General features: G+C 60.6%; 12 protein-coding genes. 5 read left to right on the top strand and 7 right to left on the bottom strand.

Features of this window, described 5'->3' with window-relative positions; translation table 11 throughout:
* Nucleotides 1-32 precede the first annotated feature (32 nt).
* Nucleotides 33-1019, bottom strand: coding sequence for an ABC transporter substrate-binding protein (locus KHO33_RS21780; RefSeq protein WP_054040303.1), 987 nt, complete (start codon nucleotides 1017-1019; stop codon nucleotides 33-35).
* Between the two features lie 358 nt (nucleotides 1020-1377).
* Nucleotides 1378-1977, bottom strand: a complete 600-nt coding sequence (locus KHO33_RS21785) for an alpha-ketoglutarate-dependent dioxygenase AlkB family protein (RefSeq protein ID WP_200567299.1) — start codon at nucleotides 1975-1977, stop codon at nucleotides 1378-1380.
* A gap of 144 nt (nucleotides 1978-2121) precedes the next feature.
* Between KHO33_RS21785 and KHO33_RS21790 the strand changes: the two genes are divergently transcribed.
* Entirely contained in the window at nucleotides 2122-2706 is a 585-nt protein-coding gene (locus tag KHO33_RS21790) for a malonic semialdehyde reductase (protein ID WP_200567298.1), read from the top strand.
* A 23-nt stretch (nucleotides 2707-2729) separates the two neighbouring features.
* On the opposite strand, the gene KHO33_RS21795 is transcribed toward KHO33_RS21790, so the two are convergent.
* Nucleotides 2730-3059 carry a hypothetical protein gene (locus KHO33_RS21795; RefSeq protein WP_200567297.1) on the bottom strand — a complete coding sequence of 110 codons (330 nt, stop codon included), beginning with the start codon at nucleotides 3057-3059 and terminating at the stop codon, nucleotides 2730-2732.
* A gap of 367 nt (nucleotides 3060-3426) precedes the next feature.
* On the opposite strand from KHO33_RS21795, the gene KHO33_RS21800 reads away from it, so the two are divergent.
* Complete coding sequence (locus tag KHO33_RS21800) at nucleotides 3427-4590, top strand: metallophosphoesterase (RefSeq protein WP_200567296.1); 1164 nt, start codon at nucleotides 3427-3429, stop codon at nucleotides 4588-4590.
* Nucleotides 4591-4719: 129 nt separating this feature from the next.
* On the opposite strand, the gene KHO33_RS21805 is transcribed toward KHO33_RS21800, so the two are convergent.
* Nucleotides 4720-5244 carry a hypothetical protein gene (locus KHO33_RS21805; protein ID WP_054040305.1) on the bottom strand — a complete coding sequence of 175 codons (525 nt, stop codon included), beginning with the start codon at nucleotides 5242-5244 and terminating at the stop codon, nucleotides 4720-4722.
* Between the two features lie 664 nt (nucleotides 5245-5908).
* On the opposite strand from KHO33_RS21805, the gene KHO33_RS21810 reads away from it, so the two are divergent.
* Together KHO33_RS21810 and KHO33_RS21815 are read left to right on the top strand one after the other, a co-directional pair.
* Complete coding sequence (locus tag KHO33_RS21810) at nucleotides 5909-6616, top strand: MgtC/SapB family protein (protein ID WP_154565796.1); 708 nt, start codon at nucleotides 5909-5911, stop codon at nucleotides 6614-6616.
* Nucleotides 6617-6778: 162 nt separating this feature from the next.
* Nucleotides 6779-7033: a GlsB/YeaQ/YmgE family stress response membrane protein gene (locus KHO33_RS21815; RefSeq protein ID WP_028197420.1), complete on the top strand. Its 255-nt coding sequence runs from the start codon at nucleotides 6779-6781 to the stop codon at nucleotides 7031-7033.
* A 65-nt stretch (nucleotides 7034-7098) separates the two neighbouring features.
* Here the strand turns inward: KHO33_RS21815 and KHO33_RS21820 are convergent, their stop codons facing one another.
* The 3 genes from KHO33_RS21820 to KHO33_RS21830 form a co-directional block, all read right to left on the bottom strand.
* Nucleotides 7099-8613, bottom strand: a complete 1515-nt coding sequence (locus tag KHO33_RS21820; protein WP_200567343.1) for an acetyl-CoA hydrolase/transferase family protein — start codon at nucleotides 8611-8613, stop codon at nucleotides 7099-7101.
* 192 nt (nucleotides 8614-8805) lie between these two features.
* Nucleotides 8806-9021, bottom strand: a complete 216-nt coding sequence (locus tag KHO33_RS21825; RefSeq protein WP_054040309.1) for a hypothetical protein — start codon at nucleotides 9019-9021, stop codon at nucleotides 8806-8808.
* Nucleotides 9022-9189: 168 nt separating this feature from the next.
* A complete protein-coding gene (locus tag KHO33_RS21830; protein WP_200567342.1) occupies nucleotides 9190-11355 on the bottom strand; it encodes an FUSC family protein in 2166 nt (721 codons plus the stop codon).
* A 202-nt stretch (nucleotides 11356-11557) separates the two neighbouring features.
* Between KHO33_RS21830 and KHO33_RS21835 the strand changes: the two genes are divergently transcribed.
* On the top strand, nucleotides 11558-12559 hold the full coding sequence (locus tag KHO33_RS21835) for a LysR family transcriptional regulator (RefSeq protein ID WP_200567295.1): 1002 nt from the start codon (nucleotides 11558-11560) through the stop codon (nucleotides 12557-12559).
* Nucleotides 12560-12897: the final 338 nt, after the last annotated feature.

Raw genomic sequence — 12897 nt, forward strand, 5'->3', positions numbered from 1 at the left:
GATGGCTAATCAATTAGCCATCACACTCCGCCTCAGTACTTGCGCGTAGGCAAAGTCTGCGCCGCGACGCTCATCGGGAAGACGGTCTCTTCCGTCAGGATACGCTTGGGCAGCGGCTTGCCGGCCACCACGTCCTTGACCGCCGACATCAATTGCGGCCCGAGCAGCGGACTGCACTCCACGTCGACGTTCATCTTGCCCGCGGCCATCGCCTGGAAGCCGCCCTTGGTCGCATCGAACGAGACAACGGTGATGTCCTTGCCCGGATGCATGCCGGCCTCTTCCATCGCCTGGATGGCACCGAGCGCCATATCGTCGTTATGCGCATAAACTACATTTATTTTATTTCCATAAGTTTTTATAAATGCTTCCATCACCTGCTTGCCACCGGCAAGCGTGAAGTCGCCGCTTTGCGACGCAATGATCTTGAATTTGGGATCGCTCTTGATCACTTCGATCAGGCCGGAATGCCTGTCGTTGGCAGGCGCCGAGCCGACCGTTCCTTGCAGTTCTGCGATGTTGATCGGACCTGGATCACTCTTATAGTGATCGGCCAACCAATGACCGCCGCGCCGACCCTCTTCCATGAAGTCCGAGCCAATCATCGTCACGTACAGCGACGTGTCTTTTACGTCGATATTGCGGTCGGTCAGGATCACCGGAATTTTTGCGGCTTTAGCTTCGCGCAGTACCGGTTCCCAGCCGGATTCGACGACCGGAGAGAATGCGATCACATCGACTTTCTGCGCAATGTAGGAGCGGATCGCCTTGATCTGGTTTTCCTGCTTCTGCTGGGCGTCGGAGAATTTGAGCTTGATCTTCGCATCCGCCGCCGCGGACTTCACCGACTCGGTATTGGCGGTTCGCCAAGCGCTTTCGGCGCCGACCTGTGCGAAGCCGAGGGTGATCTGTTTGTCCTGCGCGTATGCGCCCGGCGCTGTCAGCGCCAGTGCGCCGATGCTCGAGCAAAGCGCGAGCGCGCCCAACGCACGACATGCGGCGCGTCGTGTATTCGCCATGACTGTCTCCTGATCGTTGTTGTGTCGGCGATCCATCGAACCCGCCCGGTGTTTGCGGCCCTCACGGTGCGTGGATCGTGATGTAGCGTAGTGTCTGGGGCGTTAACCGTCCAATCATATGATTCGCGTCGGCGATACCAATTCTGGTATAGCGGGCGGTATCGGCAGTAGCCGTGGACGTGGGCAATGCTGCGGGGTTCGCTCGAGCATCGGCGATGACTGAGCGCGGCGTTGGAGATGCTTTTTATGCGCTTAAGTGCTCGATGTGGCTTCGGACCTGGCAGCGACTGGGTGCCAGGCTTTTGGGTTTCCCGGCTTTCGGACCAGAAAGCGGCGCAGCTAACGGCTAGCCCGCAAGCTAGCGGGTTGCTTCGCGCGGCGTCACCCAGCGAAACGTCAGATTGATCCGCTCTCCGGCCACGCGCGGCTCCTTCGGCACGCGATGCCGCCAGTCGGCCTGCGTGTTGCCCTTCATGACCAGCAAGCTGCCGCCTTTCAACGAAAACGACTGCACGGCGCCTGTCTTGTTGTGCCGCAAGTCGAAAGTGCGCGCGACGCCTAAGCTGATCGACGCAATCACCGGCTGCGCGCCGAGTTCAGGCTCGCGGTCCGCATGCCATCCCATGCTGTCGGTGCCGCTGCGATAGCGGTTGATCAGCACGCTGTTAAAGCGCGCGTGGCAGGCTGCTTCCGCCGCGACCCGCAGTTCGATGACAGTCGGGGTCCACGGTTGCGGCACGTTGCGAATGCCGGAGTAGACGTAGACTGCATCCGGCTCACCCTGCCAGGCGGTCAGCCGCGGCAGCGGCACACGGCCGGCGGGCGTGCCCATCATGTCCTGGCGCCATTCCACTTCGTCAATGAGTTGCGTTAAAGCGTGCGCCGCGACCTCGGGCGCGAGCCACTCGGGATACCAGTCCACGTCGGGGGCTGGAAGGTCATCGAAAAGGTCCGCCATGAAATTGCCTGAATACGATTGCGCGTGCGATCCATGCGCGAATTGGAACCCTGGATATTATGGCGGCAATGACGACAACGCTCACGCCTGTGGCTTGCGCTGTCATCCGGATTTCTCACTCCGCTACTTCAAGGGACTACCACCATGATTCTTTCCGATCAGGCTCTCGATCAGCTCTTTCGCGAAGCGCGCACGCATAACGGCTGGCAGACCAAACCGGTCGACGACGCCGTGCTCAAGCAACTCACCGAGCTCGTACTGCTCGGTCCGACCTCGGCCAATTCGAGCCCCGGCCGCTTCGTCTACGTGAAAACGCCCGAAGGCAAAGAAAAGTTGCGCCCGGCTTTGTCGCCGGCCAATCTCGAGAAGACGATGGCCGCACCGGTCACGGTGATCGTCGGGATGGATATGGCGTTTTACGAGCATCTGCCGAAACTGTTTCCGCATGCCGACGCGCGCAGCTGGTTCGCCGGCAACGACAAAGCGATTGCGGATACGGCCTTTCGCAATTCGACGCTGCAAGGCGGCTATCTGATTCTCGCCGCCCGCGCGCTCGGCCTGGACACGGGTCCAATGTCGGGCTTCGACGCCGCCAAGGTCGACGAGGCCTTCTTCGCCGGCACGACCGTGAGGTCAAACTTCCTGATCAATCTGGGCTACGGCGACCCGTCGAAGCTGTTCCCGCGCAGCCCGCGCTTCTCCTTCGACGAAGCCGCCCAGATTGTCTGACAGCGATTAAGCCGCCGGTGCGTTTATCTGAGGAGCGCCACGTAGAACACCACTGCGCCGATCACTGCGCCGATAAAGCAAAAGCCTTCATCGGCGTCGTCACCACTCGAACGTAGCCACGCGCCGACGACGCCGAATAGTCCTGCGATGCCGAGTGCAACGCATACCATCACCACGTCGAATAACGCGTTTTTGCCCAGTTCGGAGAAGTCGATGTCGCGCACGCCGAAGTACAAGGCGAGCGCCATCAGCGATATGCCCACCAGCGGCAGCATGACGTGGCTGCCCTCTCGTCCGACGTGATGCCCGTGAAGTCCGTGGCGTACGTGATGGCCCGATCCAAGCAGTTTCATGATGCGCCTCCTGCCTCGCCCTCAACCGAGGACAAAACGAACCGCCGCTGGGCCGCGATGGCCCTGAGACGAGCCGGTTCTATTTGAGAATAGTGCACGCGAAACACAATTCAAAGCCCATTTAATTAGAGCATCGCTGCAGTTCAGACGGCCGCATGAGGCAACGAGAATTGCTGCGTTGCGGTATCCGCATGTCGCCTCAAACATGGACGTATTCGGCCCGCCCCGGAAGCAAATCTGGCGCCGTCGGCAAGGGGTTGCACATGTCGGTAGAATGGTCCGGCTCGTCCGCTATTTCATGATTGCGGTTCGCGAGCCGCCGCCGTTGCTCCGCTCGTGCCGGCCCCTTCCCGCCTCTATCCTCTCTATGCGCCGCTCATCGTTTCTTGTTCGCTTCATCCTGATTGGCATCCTGCTGCATATCTACGTCGGTTTTCGTCTGATTCCCGACATGCCGGTCAGCACCACCGGCCGGTGGCTGTGCGCGTTGTGGCTGGTGCTGTCGATCTTTCTGATCCCGCTCGGTATGCTGGCGCGCACCATCAAACAACAGCCGCTTAGCGACCGCCTTGCGTGGGTCGGGCTACTGGCGATGGGCTTCTTCTCGTCGCTACTGGTTCTGACGTTCGCGCGCGACCTGGCGCTCGCCTCGCTGCTTACCGTCGACGCAATCTGGCCGAACACGATAGCAATCGCGCATTGGCGCATAGGCTCCGCGGCCGCGGTACCGCTGCTTGCGCTGCTCTCGACACTCGTCGGCCTGTTCAACGCACGGCGCCGCGCCAAGGTCGTGACGATCGAGGTGCCGATCGACGATTTGCCGCCGGCGCTCGACGGTTTCACGATCGTCCAGATCAGTGACATCCACGTCGGCCCGACCATCAAAGGCCGCTACGTGGATGCGATCGTCGACGCGGTGAATCGTCTGAAGCCGGATCTGATTGCCGTCACCGGCGATGTGGTGGACGGCAGCGTGCCGCAATTGACCAGACACACACAGCCCCTGTCGCGACTCAGTGCGCGTCACGGCGCGTTCCTCGTGACCGGCAATCACGAGTATTACGCCGGCGCGAACGCCTGGATCGACGAATTCCGGCGCCTGGGGTTAAACGTTCTGCTTAACGAGCATGTGATCGTGGAACACGACGGCGCGCGCGCCGTGATTGCCGGGGTGACTGATTACTCAGCGGGCCATCATGATCCGTTGCATCGCAGCGACCCGGTTGCGGCCCTCGCAGGCGCGCCTGGCGACGTGCTGATCAAAGTACTGCTGGCACACCAGCCACGCTCTGCCGAAGCAGCCGCAGCAGCAGGTTTCACATTGCAGCTATCCGGCCACACACACGGCGGTCAGTTCTTCCCGTGGAATTTCTTTGTGCGTTTGCAGCAGCCGTTCACGGCTGGTCTCGCAAGGCTCAACGGCCTGTGGGTCTACACGAGTCGCGGCACCGGCTATTGGGGACCGCCAAAGCGTCTGGGCGCTCCCTCGGAGATCACGCGATTGCGCCTCGTGCCCGGTGAGCCCGACTAAGGCACGCGGCTGGAATGCCGGATAGCACCGCGTCGAAGCGATACTGGATTGCACGGCAAAAAAGAAGCGCAGATGTCCGCAAAGAACATCCGCGCTTTGGCGCTGACGCGCCACTTCAGCCGATTTGTGTTACTGAGCAGGCGCGACGGCCACGGTGACCTGTGGTGCGTACGCCACCGACACTTGCATGCCCGGCGTCACGCCGACGACCTTTGCCGGCTCGCGGCCCTGGATATGAAACACCGCCCCATTCGGGCCCTTCAGGGCCATGATGCCGGAGGCATGATCGATCGCCTGAACTTCGGCAGTCACGTTCTGTACCGTGTTCTGCTGTACCGGCTGAACAGCCGCGCCGTGGCCGTCGGCACCACGCGTTACACTGACCATGGCGTTGCGCATCATCCGGATATGGACCTTGCCACCCTGCTTGATCTGCGCCAGGTTGCTCGTATCGGTGATGTTGAAGGAAGCTTCGCCGCCCTGTGCGTCGAGCACGGTCACGGAATGTTTTGCCTGGTCGACCGACTTCACGACTCCATCCGCCTGCAGCGTGCTGCTGCCCTCAAACGGCGCGGGCAAACCAGCAGCGAACGACACGAGCGGAGCCGCAGCAATCAATGCACCGGCAATGACGCCAAGAGCTTTTTCTTTCACACATTCCTCAATTGGGGTGAGCAGCGGAAAAGAGACGACATGGTGCGGATTGGATGCGCAAGGTACGGCGCAAGGACAACCGAAAAATTTCTGGGCGAAACTATGGGAAATGAAACGTGGGTTGAGCACCAGAACCGCACCACGTGTTTCGAAGTGTGCGAACAGTGTGTTTTCCGGGATGGACCTCGTCAATATTCGGAGTCCGTATTTATGCGAGGAAAATTCCGATCTCACCGCGGATAATTCAGCAAGCGACCCGCAACGCATTCCGCCACCCTGCCCCATTCCGGCTTGACTTAACTTTGCAGAGCTGCTTAAAATTCGCCCAGTTCATTTAACCGGAATCACGATCTTGGACAGTAGCAGTAGTACTAGTCGAGCTTCGATTCGCCCGATCGCCTGATCGGCAAGATTTCCGCGTCAGCCTTTGTCTGTCGCCGTCTTGCCTTCGGGCCCGACGGTGCACGTCGCTTTTACCCTCTTGCTGCAAGTGAAGCGCCGCATGGCCCGGCCGCCTTGCGCACGCTCCATGACTTTTGCGGCGCGAGCCCCGGCTCGCATGCCTTGTCACGCCTGATCGCATTCGCGTTCCACCTGCGGATACGTGATGCTGTCACGCGTAGGGTTCACACTGTGCAAAGACACGCCTCAACCTTTCTTACCGATGACAATTGAATTCGTCTTGCGGCTCTTTGCCGCCTTCAGCTGCGGGGTCGCGATCGGCCTCGAACGGCAGATGCGCCAGCGCAACGCCGGCCTGCGCACCATCACGCTGGTTGCCAGCGGCGCGTGCCTGTTCGTCACGCTCGGCGTGCTGACCGGCAACGGCACCGCCGGTATCACCCAGATTGCCGCGTATGTCGTCTCCGGCGTCGGCTTTCTCGGCGGCGGCGTGATCATGCGCGACAAGGGCTCCATTCAGGGGATCAACACCGCCGCGACCTTGTGGTGCTCGGCGGCGGTCGGCGTATTGTGCGGTGCGGGGCACTACGGCCCGGCCCTCGCCGGCACAGCGGTCGTATTGCTGACCAATACGGTGCTGCGTGAAGTAAGCCGTGCCATCAACGCGGCGCCCGTTTCGGACGCCGACCTCGTGCGCGAGTATGTGCTGACGATTGTTTGCCGGGAGGCCGATGAAATTCACATTCGCACCGCGGTATCCAACTCAATGTATTCGACACCGCTGTCGTTCCAGAGCCTGACGAGCGAAGACGTCGAAGACGATACGGGACGCATTCGCGTTACGGCGACATTGAAGCTGCATCCGAAAGACCAGCCGAAGCTCGAACAGATGGCGAGCCGCATCAGCATGGAAAAGAGCGTATCGAGCGTCAGCTGGACGGCCAAAGATGCGGAGCCGACGCCGGAGTAAGCAACCTTGCGTAAGCTCCCCATATTCGTTCGCATCGTCTACACTTAGCTTGCAATAGATTCAGACAATGTTAATTCCGCGTCCTGAATATGGACTGTCCCATAACCTTCGACTAAGCTCTGTCACCGTGAATTTTTCACACTCAACCATGGAGTCTCGATTATGGAACACGGCATCATTGCATGGCTCATCATTGGCGCGATCGCCGGCTGGCTGGCTGGCGTGCTCGTCAAGGGCGGCGGCTTCGGCCTGATCGTCGACATCATCGTCGGGATTGTCGGCGCATTCATCGGCGGCTGGCTTGCCGGTGTGCTGCACATTTCGCTCGGCGGCGGCTGGATTGGTTCGATCATTACCGCTGTGATCGGCGCCGTTATTCTGCTGTTTCTTATCCGGCTTGTCCGGCGCGGCACCTGAGCGTAGCACCTGATGTCTTACGGCGTCGGGGGCGAATGCCAGCTGACGCCGGTTTTACCTAATGTTTAGAGATGCGCCTCTACTGCCGGCAACATCGAGCCGGTATCACGCAGTCGCGTATGCCAGGTGAAAGCCTGGTCCAACCGATGCGGCGTTTGCCCACCCCATTGCAAGGCATCCCGATAGTAGTCGCGAAGCAGATAGCGATAGAGCGGATGCGCGCAGTTTTCGATGATCAGCGTAGCGCGCTCCCGCGGCGCCAATCCGCGCAGATCGGCCAGACCCTGCTCCGTCACAACCACGTCCACATCGTGCTCGTTGTGATCGCAGTGCGGCACCATCGGCACGACACTCGAAATGCGGCCACCCTTCGCCATCGACTTCGTCGCAAAGATCGCGCATGACGCATTGCGCGCGAAATCGCCCGAGCCGCCAATGCCGTTCATCATGTGCGTGCCGCCGACGTGCGTGGAATTCACATTGCCGTATATGTCGAACTCCAATGCGGTATTCAACGCGATCAGACCGAGCCGGCGAATCACTTCAGGATGGTTGCTGACTTCCTGCGGACGCAACACCAGGCGATCGCGATAGCGCTCGAGTTCGCCGAACACCTGTGCCTGACGCGCTGCCGACAACGTGATCGACGCCCCCGAGGCGAACGTCACCTTACCGGCGTCCATCAGATCGAAGGTCGAATCCTGCAGTACTTCTGAGTAAATTTCGAAAGCGCCGAAAGGTGAATCGACAAAGCCAGCCAGCACAGCATTGGCAATCGTGCCGATGCCCGCCTGCAACGGCGGCAATTGAGGGGGCATGCGTCCACACGACACTTCGTGCTGGAAAAACTCAATCAGATGGCGTGCAATCAGCTCGGTTTCCGCATCCGCGGACAGCACTGTGGACGGGCTGTCCGCCTTGTCGGTGATCACGATCGCCGCGATTTTTTCAGGCGGAATTTCGATGGCATGCGTTCCGATGCGGTCTTGCGGACGCACGATCGGCAGCGGTTCGCGATTCGGCCTGCGGCCCGGAATCCAGATGTCGTGTAGTCCCTCGAGTGCGAGCGACTGGGCAAGATTGATTTCGACGATAACCTTGTCGGCGAGGATCGCGAAGCTGGCCGAGTTGCCGACCGAAGTAGTCGGCACAATACCACCGGTTTCGGTGATCGCGGTGGCTTCGATAATCGCGATGTCGAGTTTGCCAAGCTGATTTGCGCGCAGCATCTCGACAGTTTCAGACAGATGCTGATCGACGAACATGACTTCGCCGCGGTTGATCGCATCGCGCAGGGTCTTGTCGACCTGAAACGGCAAGCGGCGCGCCAACACATGCGCCTCGGTGAGCATGCGATCCACGTCATGACCGAGCGATGCGCCGGTCATCAATGTAATTTGTAGCGGCTTGCCTTCCTGACGGACCCGCTCGGCGAGTGCAACCGGGACAGCCTTGGCGTCGCCCGCGCGCGTAAAGCCGCTGGCGCCGACGCGCATGCCGTCCTGAATCAGAAGCGCCGCCTCGGCGGCTGAGGTGACTTTTCCGCGCAACGCGGAGCAACGAATCCGGTTCTGGTACATGAAATTGAGTCTCTCCATATTCACCCGTCCAGTCTACCGGTGCGCACGTCTGCGGTGTGCTTCGCTCAGTAGCCAGTTTGTCGCACCAGCCGCGGCATCTCGATGGGACGACGTCGCGGCCAGGCGTTTCGTCGCGTGCAACATTCCCGCGACAGGTCTTGCGGGTACTGCTGGTGTTGCGCGTGGCGCTGCTTAGCTGCCGAAGAAGATATTGCAGAAACTCACAGGCCCCACGCACTCTTCAGCTTTGGCCTTCGGTACCGCGACACGGCGTTGCTCAGCGACGCTGTTCGAGCGCGGTGCATTCGCCTGTGCGACCTGTTGTTCCGGGGCGGCAGGCGCCGTCTGTGCATGAGCGGCAGCAGCGGACAAAGTGCAGGCTATCAGGGCAATCTTCAACACATTCATTTCGTTCTCCAGTTCTTACGATTCCGTCCCGCAGGAAGTCCCTTTTGGGGACTGCGCGGCGGTGAAGAAACTATATGACCACCACCTACGCAGATAAACGGGGCTGGACAGAAGGGACCTTTCCATCTGGCAGAAGGATCGGGGCGCACGCCCGATCCGACGCACGTGTCAACGCGTATGGAAAGGCGCGTCTTTATCGAGCAACGCCGTGCGGATGAAATGCAGGCAACTCAGGATGCGTTGCAGGTCGTGTCGCTGGTCCCGGTCGGCATGGACGGTTTCCAGCAGGTCCTGCGCGATCCACGTGGCCGAGCGCACCGATACGAGCGCGCGCTCGAGAGCATGCGCGTCCGGTCGCGCAAAGAGCCGCGCGAGGTCGTCGCAAGTCCGCTTGAGGCCGTTGCTCCAGTGCGGATGAAGGGCTTGCGCGTAGCTCGCACGCGCTGCTTCGTTGCGCAGATCGATCACGGCGTGTCCTACTTCGAGGGTGACTAGCATCCAGCGCAACGCATCACGGCGGCGTCGGGAGCGCCGCGTCAGCAGCATGCGCAACTGCGAGGCCAGATCGTGTGTGCTCGACTGAAAGCGTTGATTGAGTCCGGGCAGTTCGTCCTTGCACGCAGACACGACTTGCGCGCGCAAATCACCCTTGATTCTCTCGGTAAGCCACGGCATATCCGCGGGGAACACCACCGAGAAAACGATCGCTGCAAGCAATAGCGACGCCGTGATCGCGATACCGTTGTTGATCAGCAGATCGGGCGCATACGTGACGACGTTGTCCGGCCCGGCGAGCAGGCAGAAGAATACGGAAAAGCCGATGCCATACCCTGCCGAGAGCTTGCGCGATGCGATGAAGGCGCCGAGTGCGAGCACCGGGGCGAGCATTGCGCAAAGCAGCGGAAAGCCGTCGATGTTCGGATATACGTAGCACGTAAAAAGGTAGCCGGTCATGGTCGCCAGCACCGCACCGGCCGCCATCTGCACGGCCATTTTCGATGCGTTCGACGCGGTCGACGTCAGCGCACAAACCAGCGCCGCGCCAATCACTGCGAGACCACCACTCGGCCAGTCGGTGGCGATCCAGAACCAGCCGGCGATCGCCATTACCGCTGCCGACCTGGCAAAGGTAAACGCGACCACGAAGCCGTTCGTCTTGCTCACGTAGCGGCCGACGGTGCGCTGCGCTGCACCCGGTTTGCGCCGCGCCAAAGAAGCGTAGGTCTCGGAGTAGCGGATCCATTCGTCGACAAATCGATATAGTAGTTCCGCGGCGGTATCGAAGTCCGCTAGCGATTCAGCGGGCGCGGCTTCCAGCGGCCGTCTCGTTTCGCGCACGCGCCTTGGCAAGCTCGCCTGAAAGATCCGCAAACCGGTGGCTACTTGCGCTGCATCGGCATCTGCAGGCCCGGTGGATTCCAACAGTGCCGATAGCTCGCTGAAGTACGGCGTGATGGCGTCGACCCTCCAGCTTGGGCCGCTTGCGCGTAGACGTTTGAGCAACTGATGCAGCGCGTGCAGCCGCGCGCATGCGTCCATAAACTCGCCGTTCAGACGGCCGAGATGCTGGCTGCGTGAACGCATGGCCGGATCTTCGAAGGCGGCAAATGTTCGGGTCGCTTCAAAGCCAACGATCTCGTCGACGAGGTCCGCAAAGCGCCGTTCAAATTGGCCACGGTCGATTCCACGACCCAACACGTCGGCAGCGAACGCAGTAAAATTTGTATATCGAAGATGAAGTGCGCGCCGCAGCGCAAGGCTGGAACGCTGCGGCACGATCAACGCGCTTACCGCGCTCGAACACGCGATGCCGACCGCCACCTCCGCTGCGCGCGTGAGCGCCGCCAGAAACAGATCGTGAGGCGCCGTGACAGTCGGGATGCCAATCAGCGCGGCGGTATAGCCGGCCAGCACAAAGCCGTACCATCTGAAATGCCGATACCGGACCGCTGCCGCGATACAGCTGCTTACCCAACCGATCATGCCGAGCATGTACAACTCGGGCTGCTGGACGAACAGCGCGCCGAGCACCAGAGCAGCGACCGTCCCCACCGCGGTGCCGAGAATCCGGTAGAAACTCTTGGCGAGCACCATGCCGCTGAACGGCTGCATCAGCACGAACACCGTGGTCATTGCGATTCGTGGCTGCTGAAGATCCAGCAACATTGCAATGCCCAGCGCCAGCAAACCCGCAGTGACCGTTTTCAGCAGATGCAGCCAGATCAGACCGTCGCTGTTCGCCCAGTCGCGAACGGCCGGGATGAGCGCCGGCAACATGACGCGCCACTGCCGGCGAAAATCCGCCGTGGGCTTGATCGCATGTTGGCGTCTCATCATCAGAAAGCAACGCGTCCCGGTTTGTCGCTAGAAGTAGCCCCAGTGAACGCTGCGCACACCAGCAGGCAAGGCGCCGATTGTAAAAGCATGCGCTGCGCGTATTAATAGGTCGGACGCGGAACGTCCCTTCCAGAATGAACAACAATGGACATACGGGACAGGCGGACAATACGGCTTCTGCCGTGAAATAGAAGGATCGATGGATACGCTACAAAATATGCGAGTGTTCGTGCGCGTGGTTGAAGCCGGTAGTTTTACCGCCGCCGCGCAGTCGCTCAATTCGACGACTGGCGCGATGTCGCGCGCGGTTTCTGAACTCGAGGCTCATTTGCGTACGCGCTTGCTGAACCGGTCGACGCGGCGGCTCGCGCTCACCACAGCGGGCGAGCGTTATCTGAAACGCTCTCAGCAGATCCTTGCAGATGTGGACACAGCGGAAGAAGAAGCAAGCTGCGCCCACGAACGCCCTGCCGGTGCTTTGCGGATGCACAGCTTTGCCAGTATCGGCCAGCATTACGTGCTGCCGGCCATCTCCCGGTATCGCGCGCTTTATCCCGAAGTGACCGTCGAGTTGACGTTGTCGCAGCGCATGCCCGACCTGTTCGAAGGCAGCGCCGACGTCGCTGTTATCGGTGCCTCGACTCTGCCGAATTCCGACCTCGTTTCGCTGCCGCTTGGCACAACGTTCAGCATCTTGTGCGCATCCCCTGCTTACGTGCGCGCTCATGGCGCGCCGCAACAGCCCAGCGACCTGGCACATCACGAGTGTCTGATCTTGCACACGCCAGCATTTCCGGCCTACGAATGGGTGCTCGACGGCCCCAATGGCAGCGAGACGATGGAAGTGAACGGACCCGTGCAAGTGAATATTGCGGAATCGCTGATCGTCGCGATTCGCGAGGGAATGGGCATTGGTATGGTGCCGCTCTATGCGGCGATTGCCGGGCTGCGTGATGGGACGTTGGTCCGCGTGCTGCCTGAATATACGCTGCAGAAGATGAATGTGTACGCGCTGTATCCGTCACGCAAGTTCGTCGATGCGAAGACGCGGACGTGGGTTGAGTTCTTACGCACGCATCTGCCGAAGGTGATTGCACGCGACGAGGCGTTACTTGCGGAAGTTGGCCAGATGCATGCAGCCGATGACGCGGCGCCTGTTCGCGCGGCCAGTATTGGAGATGGTGACGTCGGCGCGCACTGACGCAGTGTTTTAGCTGACGAGCTGGCCGCGCCTGTGGAAGGTAGCAACGTAGGTAACGAAGTGGCGGACCACTTGTGACGGTATCTATGGCCTGCCAGATAGCGGCAGTGTTTTCGTGACGCGCCTCTCGGAATGGAGGTGCGCTATCCCGCGGGTTGGGAACGCGAGTTAAGAGTCCGCGCGTGTGCTCGCTACGACGCGAGAGTCTTGGCGCTGAATTCAGGGCCGTAAACGCAGAAACCCCACCTTTTCGGGGTGGGGTTTCTGGTCTTGCTGGGGAGCCTGACGATTACCTACTTTCACACGGGAATCCGCACTATCATCGGCGTGGAGTCGTT

It is taken from the genome of Paraburkholderia nemoris, assembly GCF_905221015.1.
Lineage (GTDB): Bacteria > Pseudomonadota > Gammaproteobacteria > Burkholderiales > Burkholderiaceae > Paraburkholderia > Paraburkholderia nemoris.